The organism is Allobosea robiniae (assembly GCF_900102525.1).
Lineage (GTDB): Bacteria > Pseudomonadota > Alphaproteobacteria > Rhizobiales > Beijerinckiaceae > Allobosea > Allobosea robiniae.
Genome location: NZ_FNBZ01000006.1, coordinates 124,117 through 141,344 on the forward strand (window position 1 = coordinate 124,117; position 17,228 = coordinate 141,344).

Annotated in this window: 15 protein-coding genes; 13 read left to right on the top strand and 2 right to left on the bottom strand. The window is 66.8% G+C overall.

The features are described from left to right. Positions 1-30: 30 nt before the first annotated feature. From BLQ70_RS17350 to pncA, 4 genes are all read left to right on the top strand, one after another. The gene (locus BLQ70_RS17350; RefSeq protein WP_061968081.1) at positions 31-1,323 is read left to right on the top strand and encodes a lipoprotein-releasing ABC transporter permease subunit; all 1,293 of its coding nucleotides are present in this window, start codon (positions 31-33) and stop codon (positions 1,321-1,323) included. Between the two features lie 4 nt (positions 1,324-1,327). Further along, positions 1,328-2,014 (top strand): ABC transporter ATP-binding protein, encoded by a 687-nt coding sequence (locus BLQ70_RS17355; RefSeq protein WP_091859114.1) that lies wholly within the window; start codon positions 1,328-1,330, stop codon positions 2,012-2,014. A 594-nt stretch (positions 2,015-2,608) separates the two neighbouring features. Continuing rightward, on the top strand, positions 2,609-6,082 hold the full coding sequence (gene dnaE, locus BLQ70_RS17360; protein ID WP_091859117.1) for a DNA polymerase III subunit alpha: 3,474 nt from the start codon (positions 2,609-2,611) through the stop codon (positions 6,080-6,082). 9 nt (positions 6,083-6,091) lie between these two features. Beyond that, complete coding sequence (gene pncA, locus BLQ70_RS17365; protein WP_091859120.1) at positions 6,092-6,718, top strand: bifunctional nicotinamidase/pyrazinamidase; 627 nt, start codon at positions 6,092-6,094, stop codon at positions 6,716-6,718. 14 nt (positions 6,719-6,732) lie between these two features. Here pncA and BLQ70_RS17370 read toward each other — a convergent pair whose 3' ends face one another. Further along, the gene (locus BLQ70_RS17370; RefSeq protein ID WP_091859123.1) at positions 6,733-7,887 is read right to left on the bottom strand and encodes a GGDEF domain-containing protein; all 1,155 of its coding nucleotides are present in this window, start codon (positions 7,885-7,887) and stop codon (positions 6,733-6,735) included. Between the two features lie 215 nt (positions 7,888-8,102). On the opposite strand from BLQ70_RS17370, the gene BLQ70_RS17375 reads away from it, so the two are divergent. From BLQ70_RS17375 to pyrH, 4 genes are all read left to right on the top strand, one after another. Beyond that, positions 8,103-8,492, top strand: a complete 390-nt coding sequence (locus BLQ70_RS17375; RefSeq protein WP_061968071.1) for a pore-forming ESAT-6 family protein — start codon at positions 8,103-8,105, stop codon at positions 8,490-8,492. 250 nt (positions 8,493-8,742) lie between these two features. Then, positions 8,743-9,735 carry a 30S ribosomal protein S2 gene (locus BLQ70_RS17380; protein ID WP_091859126.1) on the top strand — a complete coding sequence of 331 codons (993 nt, stop codon included), beginning with the start codon at positions 8,743-8,745 and terminating at the stop codon, positions 9,733-9,735. Positions 9,736-9,929: 194 nt separating this feature from the next. After that, positions 9,930-10,853: a translation elongation factor Ts gene (gene tsf, locus BLQ70_RS17385; RefSeq protein ID WP_091859129.1), complete on the top strand. Its 924-nt coding sequence runs from the start codon at positions 9,930-9,932 to the stop codon at positions 10,851-10,853. A gap of 108 nt (positions 10,854-10,961) precedes the next feature. After that, on the top strand, positions 10,962-11,669 hold the full coding sequence (gene pyrH, locus BLQ70_RS17390) for a UMP kinase (protein WP_061968066.1): 708 nt from the start codon (positions 10,962-10,964) through the stop codon (positions 11,667-11,669). Between the two features lie 10 nt (positions 11,670-11,679). Here pyrH and BLQ70_RS17395 read toward each other — a convergent pair whose 3' ends face one another. Next, the gene (locus BLQ70_RS17395; RefSeq protein ID WP_061968349.1) at positions 11,680-12,093 is read right to left on the bottom strand and encodes a VOC family protein; all 414 of its coding nucleotides are present in this window, start codon (positions 12,091-12,093) and stop codon (positions 11,680-11,682) included. 247 nt (positions 12,094-12,340) lie between these two features. Here BLQ70_RS17395 and frr point away from each other — a divergent pair, with 247 nt between their 5' ends. The 5 genes from frr to rseP all read left to right on the top strand — a co-directional run bounded on the left by frr (position 12,341) and on the right by rseP (position 17,035). Next, entirely contained in the window at positions 12,341-12,904 is a 564-nt protein-coding gene (gene frr / locus BLQ70_RS17400; RefSeq protein ID WP_061968065.1) for a ribosome recycling factor, read from the top strand. A gap of 75 nt (positions 12,905-12,979) precedes the next feature. Then, positions 12,980-13,738, top strand: coding sequence for an isoprenyl transferase (locus BLQ70_RS17405; RefSeq protein WP_091859132.1), 759 nt, complete (start codon positions 12,980-12,982; stop codon positions 13,736-13,738). After that, positions 13,735-14,562, top strand: coding sequence for a phosphatidate cytidylyltransferase (locus tag BLQ70_RS17410; RefSeq protein WP_091859135.1), 828 nt, complete (start codon positions 13,735-13,737; stop codon positions 14,560-14,562). Before BLQ70_RS17405 ends, BLQ70_RS17410 begins: the two co-directional genes overlap by 4 nt. 5 nt (positions 14,563-14,567) lie before the next feature. Beyond that, positions 14,568-15,749 carry a 1-deoxy-D-xylulose-5-phosphate reductoisomerase gene (gene dxr / locus BLQ70_RS17415; RefSeq protein WP_091859138.1) on the top strand — a complete coding sequence of 394 codons (1,182 nt, stop codon included), beginning with the start codon at positions 14,568-14,570 and terminating at the stop codon, positions 15,747-15,749. A gap of 137 nt (positions 15,750-15,886) precedes the next feature. Next, positions 15,887-17,035: an RIP metalloprotease RseP gene (gene rseP, locus BLQ70_RS17420; protein WP_091859141.1), complete on the top strand. Its 1,149-nt coding sequence runs from the start codon at positions 15,887-15,889 to the stop codon at positions 17,033-17,035. The last annotated feature ends 193 nt before the right edge of the window (positions 17,036-17,228 follow it).

Sequence of the window (17,228 nt, forward strand, 5' to 3'; positions counted from 1 at the left end):
CATGAAGACGCACCTGATGGGAGCTGCCGCATGAGCGCCGTCGCCGACAGCGCCGAGGTTCCGACCGGGACAAAGCCTTTCGCCGGATTCGAATGGCTGCTCGCCGGGCGCTATCTGCGCACGCGCCGCCGTGAGGGCTTCGTCTCGGTCATTGCCGGCTTCTCCTTCCTCGGCATCCTGCTCGGCGTCGCCACGCTGATCATCGTGATGTCGGTGATGAACGGCTTCCGGATCGAGCTGCTCAGCAAGATCGTCGGCGTGAACGGCCATATCTTCGCGACGCCGATCGACCGCCCGCTCGACGATTACGACAGCGTCGCGGCCAGGCTCGCCAAGATCCCCGGTATCAAGCTCGCGATTCCGCTGGTCGAGGGCCAGGCGCTCGCCTCCTCGCAGACGGGTAACAACGGCGTGCTGGTGCGCGGCATACGCGAGAGCGACATCAAGGCGATTCCCTTCATCGGCGGCAATATCAAGTCCGGCACGCTCGACGGCTTCGACGGCGGCACGCCCGGCGTCGCCATCGGCCGGCGCCTCGCCAATGCGCTGGGCATCCAGGCCGGCGACATGATGACCCTGGTTTCCCCGCAGGGCGCCTCGACGCCCTTCGGTACGGCCCCGCGCATCAAGGCCTATCCGGTCAAGGCGATCTTCGAGATCGGCATGACCGAGTTCGACGGCACCTTCGTCTACATGCCGCTCAACGAGGCGCAGGCCTATTTCAACCGCGACGGCGACGTGAACGTCATCGAGATCTTCGTCGACAACCCCGACCGGACCCAGGCCGTGCGCGACGCGATCGAGGCCGATGCGCCGCGCCCGCTCGTGCTCTCCGACTGGCGCCAGCGCAATCGCAGCTTCTTCAATGCGCTCGAAGTCGAGCGGAACGTGATGTTCATCATCCTTACGCTGATCGTGCTGGTCGCGGCGCTGAACATCGTCTCCGGCCTGATCATGCTGGTGAAGGACAAGACCGCCGATATCGCGATCATGCGCACCATGGGCTGCACGCGCGGCACGGTGCTGCGCGTCTTCCTGATCACTGGGGCGACGATCGGCGTGGTCGGTACGCTGGCGGGCTTAGGCCTCGGCATCGTCTTCGCCAAGAACATCAAGTCGATCATGGCTGGGCTGAACTGGATCACCGGGGCCAATCTCTGGGACCCGACGGTGCGCTTCCTCAGCGACATCCCCTCGGTCATAGACTGGAGCGAGGTGACGAGCGTCGTGCTGATGGCGCTGACCCTGTCGCTGCTGGCGACGCTCTATCCGGCCTGGAAGGCTGCCCGGCTTGACCCCGTCGAAGCGCTGAGGATGGGCTAAAGCGATGGCACAGGAAATGCCCGCGCTCTTCCTCTCTCAGGTCGAGCGCTATTATCCGCAGAGCGATGCGCCGCTCGAAGTGCTGCGCAAGGCCGATTTCGCGCTCTGGCCGGGCGAGGTCGTCGCGCTGGTCGCACCGAGCGGCACCGGCAAGTCGACGCTGCTGCATGTCGCCGGCCTCTTGGAGAAGCCCGATGCCGGCGAGGTCTTCGTCGGCGGGCTCGCCACCACCAAGCTCGACGACAAGGGCCGCACGCGGCTGCGCCGCACCGAGATCGGCTTCGTCTACCAGTTCCACCATCTGCTGCCCGAGTTCACGGCGCTGGAGAATGTCGTGCTGCCGCAGCGCATCCGCGGATTGGCGCGCGGCCTCGCCGAGGAGCGGGCGACCGAATTGCTGACCTTCCTGGGTCTCGGCGAGCGCCTCGACCATCTGCCGGGCGAGTTGTCGGGCGGCGAGCAGCAGCGTGTCGCGATCGGCCGCGCCGTTGCCAACGGGCCGCGCCTGCTGCTGGCGGACGAGCCCACGGGTAACCTCGACCCGCAGACCGCGCAGCATGTCTTCGGCACGCTGATGGCGCTGGCGCGGGCTTCGGGACTGGCGGCGCTGATCGCGACGCACAATCTCGACCTCGCCCGCCAGATGGACCGGCAGGTCACGATCCGCGATGGGCTGGTCGTCAAGCTGTAGGCGACTGGAAACGCTCAGCCAGTCGTCGGTTCCGGGTTCACGCCTGCGGCGCCCCGGAACGACAAGGGTTGTCCTGGCAGGAACGATCCAGCCGTCGTCATGCTCGTCCTTGTGGCGCGCATCCACGTCTTGAACGCGACCTCGACCAGCGAAGACATCGACGGTCGGGACAAGCCCGGCCATGACGGGTGCGACATTCGCAGGGCAGTGAAGATGAAGGCCGACCCCATGTCGGATTCGGTCCCTCGGTAGGGTTTCATTAACCTCCACGCCGAGATCGACCCGCCAGTTTCCCTATCGACATTGACGAGAACAAATCATGAACTAAACTGAACCTACCAAGAACACAGGAGGTTCTCATGACTGCAGCGCGTAAACTCGCCGCCGGCCTTGCCGAGATCGCCTCGCTCGGCGTCTTCCTCGGCATGATCTGGCTCTGGGCTGCGATCCTCTCCGGTCCGCATGTCTGAGCACGGCAGGAGCCATCCACAGACGGGCCCGCAAGGTCTCGACGCAGGCCCCACCCAGAACGCATAAGAGGCGCATCAGGATCAGGGTCGACGAGTCGCCCGGTTGCGGCGGCAGGAGTGGGACATGAGCAGGGAAGCTGGCGAGGCGCGCGTTCTCCAGGAGATCGGCTTCGTCCACCTGCATGTCCATTCGAGCTACTCGCTGCTCGAAGGCGCGATGACGATCGCGACGCTGGCCAAGATGGCGGTGGCCGACGGCCAGCCGGCGCTGGCGCTGACCGATACCGACAATCTCTTCGGCGGCCTCGAATTCTCCGAGAAGCTCGCGGGCTCGGGGCTGCAGCCCATCGTCGGCGTCCAGCTTTCGGTCGATTTCGCTGATGAGGGCGAGGGCAGCCGCAAGCCGATGCAGCCGCAGCGCCTGCCGCATATCGTCCTGCTCGCCATGGACGAGGCCGGTTACGGCAACCTGATGAAGCTCGTCAGCGAAGCGGCGCTGGCGACCGGCGGCTCCGGCCAGCCGATCACCACGGTCGAGCGTCTTGCCGCCTATAATACGGGACTGATCGCACTGACCGGCGGGCAGGGCGGGCCGATCGACGTTGCCTTGCGTCTCGGCCAGCTCCCGCAGGCGGCTTCGCGCCTCGCGACGCTCGCCGGAATCTATGGCGACCGGCTCTATGTCGAGATCCAGCGCCATGGCGGCGATGGCGAGGCGGCGCGGGAGGCCCATCTCCTGCGCCTCGCCTACGACGCCGATCTGCCGATTGTCGCGACCAACGAGCCCTTCTTCGCCAAGCCTGCCGATTTCGACGCGCATGACGCGCTGCTGGCGGTGGCGGAAGGGCGCCTCGTTTCCGACGGCACGCGCCGCCGCGTCACGCCGGAGCATTATTTCGCCTCGCGTGCCGAGATGAAGAAGCGCTTCGCCGACCTGCCGGAGGCGCTGGCGAGCACGGTCGAGATCGCGATGCGCTGCCATTGGCGCGTCACCACCCGCAAGCCGATCCTGCCGCGCTTCGGCGAGGAGGGCCGCGACGAGGCCGAGGAGCTGCAGGAGCAGGCGCGTGCCGGCCTCACGGCACGGCTCGCCAAGCACGGCCCGGCCGAGGGCTTCAGCGTCGAGGATTACGAGAAGCGGCTCGATTTCGAACTCTCGATCATCACGAGGATGAAGTTCCCGGGCTACTTCCTGATCGTCTCGGATTTCATCAAATGGGCGAAGAACCAGGACATTCCGGTCGGGCCGGGCCGTGGCTCGGGTGCGGGTTCGCTCGTCGCCTATGCGCTGACCATCACCGACGTCGACCCGCTGCGCTTCGGCCTGCTCTTCGAGCGCTTCCTCAATCCCGACCGCGTCTCGATGCCCGACTTCGACATCGACTTCTGCCAGAACCGGCGTGAAGAGGTGATCGAGTATGTGAAGCATCATTACGGGCAGGAGCGCGTCGCCCAGATCATCACCTTCGGTACGCTGCTCGCCCGCGGCGTGCTGCGCGACGTCGGCCGCGTGCTCGAAATGCCCTATGGCCAGGTCGACAAGCTGACCAAGCTCGTGCCGCAGAACCCGGCCAAGCCGATCTCGCTGAAGGATGCGATCGAGGGCGAGCCCAAGCTGCAGCAGGCGGCCGAGGAGGAGCCGATCGTCGCGCGCCTGCTCGAAATTGGCCAGAAGCTGGAGGGGCTTCACCGCCATGCTTCGACTCACGCCGCAGGTGTGGTGATCGGCGATCGGCCGCTCGAACAGCTCGTCGCGCTCTCGGTCGATTCGCGCACCGGCATGCGCGTCACCCAGTTCAACATGAAATGGGTCGAACAGGCCGGCTTGGTGAAGTTCGACTTCCTCGGCCTGAAGACGCTGACCACGCTGACCACTGCGGTGAAGCTGATCGCCCAGCGCGACATCCATATCGATCTGGCGCAACTGCCCTTCGATGATCCGACGACCTACGCCATGCTGGCGCGAGGCGAGACGGTCGGCGTGTTCCAGGTGGAATCGGTCGGCATGCGCAAGGCGCTGGTCGAGATGAAGGCCGACCGGATCGAGGACCTGATCGCGCTGGTGGCGCTTTACCGGCCGGGTCCGATGGACAACATCCCGACCTATTGCCGCCGCAAGCTCGGGCTGGAAGACCCGACCTATCTTCATCCCGGCATGGAGCCCTATCTGCGCGAGACCCACGGCATCATCGTCTACCAGGAACAGGTGATGCAGGTGGCGCAGGCGCTCTCGGGCTATTCGCTCGGCGAGGCGGACCTGCTGCGCCGCGCCATGGGCAAGAAGATCAAGGCGGAGATGGACGCCCAGCGCGACCGCTTCGTGAAGGGCGCGATCGACGGCGGCATCAAGAAGGACGTCGCCTCCGAGATCTTCGACCTGCTCGCCAAGTTCGCGGATTACGGCTTCAACAAGAGCCACGCGGCGGCCTATGCCATCGTCGCCTTCCAGACCGCCTATCTCAAGGCGAATTATCCGGTCGAGTTCCTGGCCGCGTCGATGACGCTCGACATGGGCAACACCGACAAGCTCTCGGAATTCCGCCGGGATGCCGAGCGCCTCGGCATCAAGGTCGAGCGGCCGGCGATCAACCAGTCCGGCGTCGAGTTCGACGTTGCCGACGGCAAGATCTTCTACGCGCTCGGCGCCATCAAGGGCGTCGGCACTGCGGCGGTGGAATCGCTGGTGGCGGCGCGGCAAGCCGCCGGCCCGTTCCGCGACCTCGCCGATCTCGCCCGCCGCATCGATACGAGGCTGGTCAACCGCCGGACGCTTGAGGCCCTGATCGCGGCGGGCGCGCTCGACGAGCTGGAGGCGGATCGCGCCCGAGCGGTCGCGGCACTCGACGGTATGCTGGCGCTGTCCAACCGCACCCGCGACGAGGCGGCGGCCGGCCAGTTCGATCTCTTGAGCGGCGGCGTCGTCCAGGAGGCCTTCCGCATCCCGCAGGTCGAGCCCTGGGCGCCTGCCGAGAAGCTGAAGCGCGAGCATGAGGCGGTCGGCTTCTTCCTCTCCGGCCACCCGCTCGACGATTACGAGCATGTGCTGAAGCGCCTGCGCGTGCAGCGCTATGCCGATTTCGCCCAGACGGTGCGCGCCAACGGCACCGGCGTCGGCAAGGTCGCGGTTTCGGTCATCGACAAGTCGGAGCGGCGCACCAAGTCCGGCTCCAAGATGGGCATCGTCAACCTGTCCGATCCGAGCGGCCAGTTCGAGGCCGTGCTGTTCTCGGAAGGGCTGATGAAGCTGCGCGATCTGCTGGAGCCGGGCAGGGCGCTGGTGCTGCGCCTGTCCGCCGTGCTCGACGGCGAAGAGGTGCGCCCGCGCATCGAGGATGCCGAGGAACTCGACGGCCTCGCCGCGCGCCAGAAGCAGGATCTCGTCGTCTATCTGCGTGACGACAAGGCAGTGGCCTCGGTCGCCGAGCGCATCCGCCCGCGCGAGGCGACGCGCGCCGAGGGCAAGGTCTCGATCGTGATGATCATCGACGACGGGGCGCAGGAGGTCGAGATCGAATTGCCCGGCAAGTTCCCGGTCAACCAGCAGATCGCCAATGCCGTGCGCGCCGCGCCCGGCGTCGTCGATGTCAGGCTGCAATAGGAGCGCGCTATGGCCGACGACCGGACTGCCCTGCTCGTCGTCGACGTCCAGAACGATTTCTGTCCGGGCGGCAACCTTGCCGTACCGGATGGCGATGCGGTCGTGCCTCTCGTCAATGCGCTCGGACGCCGCTTCCGCCATGTCGTGCTGACGCAGGACTGGCACCCCGCAGGGCACGCCTCCTTCGCCTCCAGCCATCCCGGCCGCAAGCCGTTCGGGACGATCGAACTGGCCTATGGCCCGCAGGTGCTCTGGCCGGACCATTGCGTGCAGGGTTCGACCGGAGCGGCTTTCCATCCCGGCCTCGACCTGCCCCATGCCGAGGCGGTCATCCGCAAGGGATACCGCCCGGGCATCGACAGCTATTCCGGCTTCGTCGAGGCCGATCGCCGGACGCGGACGGGGCTGGAAGGCTATCTGCGCGAGCGCGGTATTGCGAAGGTCGTCATCGCCGGTCTCGCCACCGATTTCTGCGTGAACTGGACGGCGCAGGATGCTGCCCGCGCCGGTTTCGAGACGGTGGTGGTGGAGGATGCCTGCCGCGCGATCGATCTCGACGGCTCGCTCGACCGGGCCTGGGCCGAGATGACGGCGGCCGGGATCAGGCGGGTCAGCGCTGCAAGCCTCGCGATCTGAGCTTCAGCCTGATTTCAGGCCGCCGGCTTGAGCTGCGCCTGGACGCGGTCGCGCCCGAGCCGCTTGGCGCGGTAGAGCGCCTCGTCGGCCTCGACCAGAAGGTCGTCGAGCTCGCGCCCGCCGAGTTCGATCTCGGCCACGCCGATGCTGAGAGTCGGCTGCAGCCGGATCTCGGCGAGATCGGCGATCTTGTCGCGGAAGGCGTGGCGGATGCGTTCCGCGACCCGGACCGCTTCCCTGACGCCGACATCGGGCAGGATGATCGCGAATTCGTCGCCGCCCTGCCGGGCCAGGATGTCGGTGCTGCGCAGTTGCTCCCGCACGGAATCTGCGAACAGGCGCAGGATCCGGTCCCCGGCCGCATGGCCGAGCGTGTCGTTGAGCCGCTTGAAGTGATCGATGTCGACGAGCAGGAGCGCGGCCCGCCGCTCTCCGCGCGATTGCTGTGCCAGCCATTGCTCCAGGCCGGAACGGTTCATCGCCCCCGTCAATGAATCGCGCCGGGCAAGGGTTGCCAGCATCCGGTTGCTGCGCTCGGCCGCGAGCATCAGCAGGGCCTGGCCTCTGAGGATGATGAAGGCGACGCCGCTGGCGGCGAGCCAGCCGGTCGCTCCCGATTCCTCCGGGAACAGCGTCGTGCCGACCCGGTCCAGCGCCGCCAGTGCGATGCGTCCGGCATAGATCACGACTGTCGGGGCGAACAGGATGGCCAGCAGCCAGGCCGAGCGCAGCCCCTCCTGCCGGCCGAGCCGGACGGCCTCGCGCACGATGGCGGCGTCGCAGAGCGCCATCACCGTCGCAACGACCATGACCCGTGTGGAATAACCTTCGATGCCCGGTGACAGCGCGAGCAGCGCCCAGCTGCCGAGAAGCACCACCCCGAATCCGAACCAGTTGAGCTCCCGGCCTGCGAAGCTTCGAATCCCCAGGAGCAGCAGCAGGCAGCCGGCCAGCAGCGCCGTGTTCGCGAACTCGATCGAGACGATATCGGGAATCGTGCCGCGGAAGGCTGCGCCCAGCAGGCCGGTGCCGATGCACAGGCTGCTGACACCCCACCAGACCGGGCTGCGGGTGAAGCGGCCGGTCGCGAAGGTCATCAGCTGCATCGCGCCGATGATGAAGCAGGTGAGCGCGCCCGTGACGAAGATCGTTCTCAGGTCGAGGATCACGCCGATGTCGACCTCCCACGATCGCTTCGTCGGGTCGTTTCGCGTCCTGCGCCGACGGCCGAAACAGCCGGCCGCGACGGCAAGTCCGGTCCAGGAGGCCGGGGATGCCGCGGCGTTCCGGGTTGTCCGGCCCGGCTGCACGCGCTAGGCAGGCTGCGGCGGGTGGGAGAGCATCGTGGCATGCTTGAGAACATGATAGGCTGAGGATATTCCCCATGAACTTTTATAAGTCGTTGATAGTCGCCTCCACGATCGCGTTTTTAGGCTCGGTCGCGCCGTCTTTCGCGCAGACCCAGGCCGACCAGCTCAAGGTCGCCTACCAGGCGGCCCGCAATCAGCTCGGCATCCTCGGCTATTGTGCCGACAAGGGGTACACCGACGCTGCCGCTGCCGACGTCCAGAAGAAGCTGGTCGCGATGATTCCCGCGCCCGCTGACGTCAGCGGCGGCGATGCCGCCGAAGCCGCTGGTCGCAAGGGTACGATCTCCGCCATGGGTATGGAGCAGGACATCGAGGTCATCGCCAAGGCACAGAACGGCACGCCTGCGACCTTTTGCAAGCAGATCGGCGATCTCGTGAAGCAGATGGGCGCCAAGCTGCCGTAGTGAGGCGAGGGCGGGGGCAGGCCCCGCGCCCGCTTCTGAATGGGCCCATGCGGTACCCGCATGGGCCTTATCAAGGCGCGCTTCCGGTTTTCTGGGCCGCGCCGGCTTGCAATGCTGCGCTATCCCCTGTAAGGCGCAGCCCATCCCACATGGAGTGCATCACCTCGATTTCCGAGGCGTTCCGGTGACGTGGCAGCTCATGCCTTGTTCATTCGCGCTCCAGAGGCTCAACCGGAAGGACTAGAACACCATGGCTCTGCCTGATTTCTCCATGCGCCAGCTCCTTGAGGCCGGCGCCCATTTCGGCCACCAGTCGCATCGCTGGAACCCCAAGATGTCCCCGTACATCTTCGGCGTCCGCAACAACATCCACATCCTCGACCTGTCGCAGTCGGTGCCGATGCTGCACCGCGCCCTGCAGGCCGTGTCTGACACCGTCGCCCGCGGCGGCCGCGTCCTCTTCGTCGGCACCAAGCGCCAGGCGCAGGATGCCATCGCCGATGCCGCCAAGCGCTCGGCCCAGTATTATGTCAACTCCCGCTGGCTCGGCGGCATGCTGACCAACTGGAAGACCATTTCGGCTTCGATCCAGCGCCTGCGCAAGGTCGACGAGCTGCTCAACGGCGGCGGCTCGGGCCTGACCAAGAAGGAGCGCCTGATGCTGTCGCGTGAGCGCGACAAGCTCGAGAAGGCTCTCGGCGGCATCAAGGACATGGGCGGCACGCCGGACATGATCTTCGTGATCGACACCAACAAGGAAGCGCTCGCGATCAAGGAGGCCCAGCGCCTCGGCATCCCGGTCGCCGCGATCGTCGACTCGAACTCGGATCCGGATGGCATCACCTTCCCGGTCCCGGCCAATGACGACGCCGGTCGCGCCATCCAGTTCTATTGCGACCTGATCGCCCGTTCGGCGATCGACGGCATCGGCCGCGCCTCGGGCGACCAGGGCATCGATGTCGGCGCCGCCGAGGCGCCGGTCGTCGAGGAAGCTCTCGAGACCGCCTCCGGCGCCTTCGAGACGCTGACCACCCCGCGCGGCGCTCCGGACGACCTGACCAAGCTCTCGGGCATGGGTCCCGATGCGGTCCAGAAGCTGAACGACGGCGGCATCTACCACTTCTGGCAGATCGCGGCGATGACCCCGGCCGACGTGACCAAGATCGACCATGATCTGAAGCTCGGCGGCAAGATCGAGCGCGAGGGCTGGGTCGCCCAGGCTCGCGAACTCGCCGACGCGTAATTCGGTTTGCCCTTGCGGCGCGTCATCGGCGCGTCGCAATCGAGCCTCTCGATTGACGCCGGCTTTGAGACGTTAAGAGGACGCGCCGACGGCCGGAAACGGAGCGTCGGCGTTTCCCCATGCAGGCGTCCGCATCAATCCGATCCGCGGCCGGTCCCAGGGCCAGTGCCGCACCGACAGCAAGGACAAGACAGATGGCAGCGATCACCGCCGCGATGGTGAAGGAACTCCGCGACAAGACCGGCGCGGGCATGATGGACTGCAAGACCGCCCTTTCGGCGAACGACGGCAACATGGAGGCCGCCGTCGACTGGCTGCGCGCCAAGGGCCTGTCGAAGGCCGCCAAGAAGGCCGGTCGCGTCGCCGCCGAGGGCCTCGTCGCCGTCTCGGTGCAGGGCAATGAAGGCGTCGTCGTCGAGGTCAACTCCGAGACCGACTTCGTCGCGCGCAACCCGGAATTCCAGGCGCTCGCCAAGACCATCGCCGATGTCGCGCTGGAGCGTGGCGGCGACGTCGAGGCTCTGCTCGGCCATCATTATCCGGGCGGCGGTTCCGTTCAGGACGCGATCGCCAACGCCATCGCCACCATCGGCGAGAACATGACGCTGCGCCGCGTCGCCGCGCTCAAGGTCTCCTCGGGCCTGATCGGTTCCTATGTCCACGGCGCGATCGCCGATGGTCTCGGCAAGATCGGCGTCATCGTCGCGCTCGAGTCGACCGGCAAGTCGGATGAGCTTGCTGCGCTCGGCCGCCAGCTCGCCATGCATGTCGCGGCGACCAACCCGGTTGCGCTCGACCTCGCTTCGGTCGCCCCGGACGTCCTGGAGCGCGAGAAGGCGATCCTGGCCGAGAAGAACGCCGGCAAGCCCGAGCATGTCCTCGCCAAGATCACCGAGAGCGGCCTGAAGAGCTACGCCAAGGAATACTGCCTGCTCGAGCAGGCCTATATCCATGACGGCTCGAAGTCGGTCGCGCAGGTCCTCAAGGAGATCGAGGGCAAGGTCGGCGCTCCCGTGCAGCTCACCGGCTTCGCCCGCTTCGCGCTCGGCGAGGGCATCGAGAAGGAAGAGCAGGACTTCGCGGCCGAGGTCGCTGCCGCCGGCGGCACCACGGGCTGACAAGCCCTGTGATGAATGACAGAAAGGCCGCGCATCGCGCGGCCTTTTTTGTAGGAAGATAGGGCCGCGTCGAATCGCGGCCGGCCACAACGAGACGGAGAGACATCGATGAGACCCCAACGCGTTCTCGTGAAGCTCTCCGGCGAAGCCCTTGCCGGTCCGGTCGGAAACGGCCTGGACGGCGTCACGCTGACGGCGCTCGCCGCCGACATCGCCCATGCTTCCCGTGAAGGCGTCGAGATCGGCATCGTCGTTGGCGGCGGCAACTTCTTCCGCGGCGTCCAGGGCCTCAACAAGGGGCTCGACCGGACCACGGCCGATTCGATCGGCATGCTCGGCACGGTGATGAACGCGCTCGCTCTGGAGCATTCGATCGAGGCCGCCGGCGCTCCGGCGCGAGCCATGTCGGCGGTGCCGATGCCCTCGCTCTGCGAGAGCTATGCCCGCAAGCGCGCGCTCGATCATCTCAGCAACGGCAAGGTCGTCATCCTCGGCGGCGGCACCGGCAATCCGTATTTCACCACGGATACCGGCGCGGCGCTTCGCGCAGCCGAGCTCGGCTGCAGCCATCTGCTCAAGGCGACGCAGGTCGACGGCGTCTACAGCGCCGATCCGAAGAAGGACCCGGCTGCGACCCGCTACGACACGCTGACCCATGAGGACGCGATCAAGCGCGACCTCAAGGTGATGGATACCGCCGCCTTCGCGCTCGCCCGCGACGCGAGCCTGACCATCGTCGTCTTCTCGATTGCCGAGCCCGGCATGCTCGCCGCCGTCCTGCGCGGCGAGGGCAGGGCGACTTACGTCACGCCTTGAGGCAATCGCCTCAGTAGGTCCGCCAGAGACGGGGCGTCGCCAGTTCGAGGAGATGCCCGTCGGGATCGCGGAAATACAGGCTCGTGCTGCCGCGCTCCCATTGCATCCGCCCTTCCACGGCGATGTCGAGCTGACCGAGCTTCGCCTCCCAGGTCGCAAGCTCTTCCGCGTCGATCGCGAAGGCGATGTGCAGCGGCCCGCTGCCGTCATGCGGCGGGATGGTGCCGCCGGCCGCGGTCTGCGTCTGCAGCGAGGCGCCACGCAGGAACAGCAGCAGCACGTTCGCTCCCCCGACGTCGTAGGCGAAGAGGGTCTTCGTCTTGAGCAGGGGTGCGAGGCCCAGCTTGTCCTCGTAGAAGGCGCGGGCGCGGTCGAGGTCGTCGACATAAAGCGCGGTCTCGATGATGCGGTTGAGGCGAGGCACGGTTTTCTCCACGGTTCCTTGCGGCCGGCGCTGGCCGACGGGCCGGCCGGTCTCTAGGATGAGATGGGCATCCATGAGCAGGGAACCAGCGGGTCGTGCCGCTACCCGGTCATGATCCGCCCGGATCGACGCTTTTCCCTTGCCCAATCCGGGGGAAAATGCTGTTCGAGGATGTAAATCTTGACCCTGCGCGGCCCCGCCGCCATGGTCTCGCCGATTTTGAATTACCTGCAAGGTCCCGATTGAAATGGCCCAGACGACGTTCGACCTCGCCGACATCAAGCGCCGCATGGCCGGTGCGGTGCAGTCCTTCAAGGGCGATCTCGCCTCGCTGCGCTCCGGCCGCGCCTCCGCCAACATGCTCGACCCGATCCAGGTCGAGGCTTATGGCGCCCGCACGCCGCTGAGCCAGCTCGCCACGGTCAGCGTGCCGGAGCCGCGCCTGCTCAGCGTCCAGGTCTGGGACCGCTCGATGGTCCAGGCCGTCGACAAGGCGGTGCGCGAATCCGATCTCGGCCTCAACCCGCAGACGGAAGGCCAGGTCCTGCGCATCCGCATCCCCGAGCTGAACGAGCAGCGCCGCAAGGAGATGGTCAAGGTCGCGCATAAATATGCCGAGGAAGCCAAGGTCTCCGTGCGCCATGTCCGCCGCGACGGCATCGACGTCGTCAAGAAGCTCGAGAAGGACGGCGACATGACCAAGGACGACGCCGCCCGTAATTCCGATCTGGTCCAGAAGGCGACGGACCAGCATATCGCCGAGATCGACCAGGCTCTGGCGACGAAGGAAAAGGAAATCCTGCACGTCTGATCGTCTGGACGTTCGATCTCCCGCGCGGGGGACCTCCCGCGCTCCTTCGGCCGCAGCCGAGCGAGGCTCATCCGCATGTCATCCGGTCAGCGCGACGCAGGCGTGTCCAACCCGGCTCATGTCGCCATCATCATGGACGGCAACGGACGCTGGGCGCAGATGCGCGGGCTGCCGCGGCAGGAGGGCCATCGCCGTGGGCTGGAGGCGCTGCGCCGCACGGTCCGGAATGCCAGCGATCTCGGCATCCAGGTCCTGACGCTCTATAGTTTCTCGACCGAAAACTGGCGCCGGCCCTATGCGGAAGTCTCCTTCCTGATGGGGTTGCTCAAGCATTTCGTCGAGAAGGATCTCGCAGAACTCTCCGCCGCCAATGTGCGGGTGCGCATCATCGGCAGCCGGGACGATCTCGCAGCCGACCTGCGCCGCCTTGTCGAGCACGCCGAGGCCAGCACCCGCAACAATACCGGTCTCGTGCTGGTGATCGCCTTCAATTACGGCTCCCGCGACGAGATCATGCGTGCGACACGCCGGCTGGCGGCTGAGGTCGCCGCAGGGCGGATCGACCCGGCCGCGATCGACGAGGCCGCGATCGCCGGCCAGCTCGACACCCACGACCTTCCGGATCCCGAGCTGGTCATCCGGACCTCGGGCGAGACCCGCATCTCGAACTTCCTGCTCTGGCAGGCAGCCTATGCCGAGTTCATCTTCGCCCCGGTGATGTGGCCTGATTTCGACCGGGCCGCCTTCGAGGAGGCTCTGGCGCAGTATCGTCAGCGCGAGCGGCGTTTCGGCGGTCTTGCCGCCCCCTCCGACCGCAGCGTAGGCGTAGCGTGAATGAGCCGGGCGCCTCTGCGCCGCGATCCGGCTCCGAGCTGAGGCTCAGGGTCGCTTCGGCGCTGGTCCTGGGCGCGCTGATCCTGCTCGTCACGATCTGGGGCGGCTGGCCGTTCCGGCTGGTCTGGATATTGGTTGCCGGGCTCGTCGCCTATGAATGGCTCGCGATCATCGGCCGCGGCAATGCGATCCCGGCGGGCATCGCGGTGGTCGCCGCCGGCTTGGCGCTGTCCTTTTCCCCTGCAAGTCCGGCGGCGCTTGCGGGCACGGCCTCGGCCATAGCGCTCCTGGGTGCGCTTGCGACGCCCTTCGTGCGCTCGCGTCTGGCGCTGGAGCTCTGTGGCGTCGCTTATGCGCTGGCCTTCGCGCTGGTCACGCCGGCGCTGCGCGATCTCGCCGGAATAGGCCTCGCCCTGATCCTGTGGAGCTTCGCCGTCGTCTGGCTGACCGATATCGCCGCCTATTTCACCGGCCGAAAGCTCGGTGGCCCGAAGCTGATGCCGGCCGTCAGCCCGAAGAAGACCTGGTCGGGCGCGATCGGCGGCGCCGTGGCCGGAATGATCGGCGGCTACCTCGTCTGGCGATGGATGCCGGCGCTGCAAGGCATGACGGCGGCCGGGCCCGTGGTTGCCGCCTCGTTCGCCGGCTCGGTCGTCAGCCAGGCCGGAGACCTGTTCGAATCCGCCCTGAAACGCCGCTTCGACGCCAAGGATTCGAGCAGGCTCATCCCCGGCCATGGCGGCTTCCTCGATCGGCTCGATGGCTATTGGGCGGTGCTGGTGCTCGCCGGCTTCGCGCTCTTCGCCCTGCACATCAACGTCTGAGACCGATGCCCTTGCGCAGCGTCACGCTTCTGGGAGCGACCGGCTCCGTCGGACGTTCGGTCCGCGACGTCGTCGCCGAGAATCCCGAGCGGCTCTCCATTGCGGTCGTGGTCGGCGGCCGTGATGCCGATGCGCTGGCCCGGGCCGCGATCGAGGTGGGCGCATCCTTTGCCGCGCTCGCCGATGCTGCCGGCGGCGAAGCACTGAAGCAGGCGCTCTCCGGCACGGGCATCGCCAGCGGGGCAGGGCGTTCCGCCGTGCTGGAGGCGGTCGACCGCCCGGCCGATATCGTCGTCAGCGCAATCTCCGGCGCTGCCGGACTGGAGGCAACCTTCGCTGCGCTCCAGCCCGGGCGCACGATCGCGCTCGCCAACAAGGAAAGCCTGGTTTGTGCCGGCGAAGCCGTGATGGCGCAGGCGGCCGAGGTCGGCGCCCGCCTGCTGCCGCTCGATTCCGAGCACAACGCCCTGTTCCAGGTTCTGGGCGCCGAACCCCTAGCCTCGGTCCGCAGCATGACGCTGACGGCCTCCGGCGGCCCGTTCCGGACCTGGAGCATGGAGCGCATCGCTGCGGCGACCCCCGACCAGGCGCTGAAGCACCCGAACTATGCGATGGGCGCCAAGATCACGATCGACTCCGCCAGCCTGATGAACAAGGGGCTGGAGCTGATCGAGGCCCGCTTCCTGTTCGATCTGAAACCCGATCAGCTCGATGTGCTCGTCCATCCCCAGCAGATCGTCCACGGCCTCGTGACCTTCCGCGACGGCTCGGTCAGCGCCGGCATGGCGGTGCCGGACATGCGGGTCGCAGCGGCGCATTGCCTCGGCATCGACGGCCGCCTCGACGCGCCGCCTCAGCGCTTCCTCGATCTCGCTCTGGCGGCGCCGCTGAGCTTCGAGCGGCCCGATCTCGTCCGTTTCCCGGCGCTCGGCCTCGCGATCGCCGCTTTGCGCGAGGGCGGCGCCATGCCGGCCGTGCTCAATGCCGCCAACGAGGTCGCCGTCGCGGCCTTCCTGGAGAGGCGGCTTGGCTTCCCCGCTATCGCCGCGCTGGTGGAAGCGGTCTGCGCAGCCTCTCCCGCCGGGTCGGAGGTGCCGTGCGATGTCGCTTCCGCGCTCGCCATTGACCAAGATTCAAGACGGCGGGCTGCCTCGCTCTTGTCGCAAGCACGGTTCACTGTCACCTAGAGGCCGTTATTCCATCGGACCGAAAAGTGGAATCCACTTTTCGGACAAATCCGATGCAGCACCAATGAGCTAGTTCATCGTGATCGCGTCCGATCGAATGCGATCACAATGAACTAGGACCCCGGGGGAATAGGTTCATGGAATTCGCAGCGTCTCTCTGGAATGCCGGGCATTTCCTGCTCGGCTATCTGCTGCCGTTCCTGTTCGTCCTGACCACCGTCGTTTTTGTCCATGAGCTCGGGCATTTCCTCGTCGGCCGCTGGTGCGGGGTCGACGTCAAGACGTTCTCGATCGGCTTCGGCCGCGAGATCTTCGGGTTCAACGACCGGCATGGCACGCGCTGGCGCTTCGCGCTGATTCCGCTCGGCGGCTACGTCAAGTTCTCGGGCGACGCCGATGCCTCCAGCGCGCCCGACGATGAGGCGGTGAGCCGGATGTCGGCGCAGGAGCGTGCGCGCTCGTTCCCCGCGCAGTCGCTCGGTGAGCGGGCGGCGATCGTCGCCGCCGGCCCGATCGCGAATTTCCTGCTGGCGATCGTGATCTTCGCCGGCTCGACCTTCTTCTTCGGCAAGCAGGTGCTGATCCCGCGCGTCGACGCCGTCGTCGCCGGCAGCGCGGCGGAGCGGGCCGGCCTGAAGGCGGGCGACATCGTGATCGCCATCGACGGCCAGTCGGTCGGCAGCTTCTCCGACATGCAGCGCATCGTCTCGATCCGGCCCGACGAGCGTCTCGAGGTTTCCGTAGAGCGCGACGGCGGCACGCTCACCCTGCCGGTGACGCCGGCGCTGACCGAGATAAAGACCAAGCTCGGCACGCAGCGCATCGGCGTGATCGGCGTCAAGGCGTCGCCGCGTCCCGAGGATTGGAAGACGCAGCGATTCGGATTGGTCGACTCCACCAAGGCCGGCTTCACCGAGACCTGGTTCGTCGTGACGCGGACCTATGACTATGTCGCCAAGCTGGTGACCGGCCGCGAATCCACCGACCAGCTCTCCGGTCCGATTCGGATTGCGCAGGTCTCCGGCATCGTCGCTTCGAGCAGCGGGCTGCTCGGGCTGATCAATCTTGCTGCGATCCTCTCGGTCTCGATCGGCCTGATGAATCTGGTGCCGGTTCCCATGCTCGATGGCGGGCACCTGCTGTTCTATCTCTATGAGGCGCTGCGCGGCCGGCCCTTGAGCCCGCGCGCACAGGAAATCGGCTTTCGGGTTGGCCTCGCGCTCGTCCTGATGCTGATGCTGTTCGTGACCTGGAACGACATCGTTCACGTCCGCGGCCTGCTCTGAAATCGGCCTGCGGAAGGCGCTTTGCGGCGGAAAAACGGCACGCTGCGTGGCCCGGCGGCAACGAGATTTCTAAAAACGCTTTATTAACGATGATCGCGGTTTGCACCCTGCTGGAAACTTTGTAGAAGCGTTTGAACCGCAATGTCCCCGTGCTGCTGTCGCTAGATGGCGGTCCCCGTTTGGGGTGGTGACC

Excerpts from the sequence above, each read along its gene's own strand:
- dxr (WP_091859138.1), top strand. The coding sequence starts at position 14,568 with ATGCCCTTGCGCAGCGTCACGCTTCTGGGAGCGACCGGCTCCGTCGGA.
- frr (WP_061968065.1), top strand. The coding sequence starts at position 12,341 with ATGGCCCAGACGACGTTCGACCTCGCCGACATCAAGCGCCGCATGGCC.
- dnaE (WP_091859117.1), top strand. The coding sequence starts at position 2,609 with ATGAGCAGGGAAGCTGGCGAGGCGCGCGTTCTCCAGGAGATCGGCTTC.
- BLQ70_RS17405 (WP_091859132.1), top strand. The coding sequence starts at position 12,980 with ATGTCATCCGGTCAGCGCGACGCAGGCGTGTCCAACCCGGCTCATGTC.
- pncA (WP_091859120.1), top strand. The coding sequence starts at position 6,092 with ATGGCCGACGACCGGACTGCCCTGCTCGTCGTCGACGTCCAGAACGAT.
- BLQ70_RS17355 (WP_091859114.1), top strand. The coding sequence starts at position 1,328 with ATGGCACAGGAAATGCCCGCGCTCTTCCTCTCTCAGGTCGAGCGCTAT.
- tsf (WP_091859129.1), top strand. The coding sequence starts at position 9,930 with ATGGCAGCGATCACCGCCGCGATGGTGAAGGAACTCCGCGACAAGACC.
- pyrH (WP_061968066.1), top strand. The coding sequence starts at position 10,962 with ATGAGACCCCAACGCGTTCTCGTGAAGCTCTCCGGCGAAGCCCTTGCC.
- BLQ70_RS17380 (WP_091859126.1), top strand. The coding sequence starts at position 8,743 with ATGGCTCTGCCTGATTTCTCCATGCGCCAGCTCCTTGAGGCCGGCGCC.
- BLQ70_RS17375 (WP_061968071.1), top strand. The coding sequence starts at position 8,103 with ATGAACTTTTATAAGTCGTTGATAGTCGCCTCCACGATCGCGTTTTTA.
- rseP (WP_091859141.1), top strand. The coding sequence starts at position 15,887 with ATGGAATTCGCAGCGTCTCTCTGGAATGCCGGGCATTTCCTGCTCGGC.
- BLQ70_RS17350 (WP_061968081.1), top strand. The coding sequence starts at position 31 with ATGAGCGCCGTCGCCGACAGCGCCGAGGTTCCGACCGGGACAAAGCCT.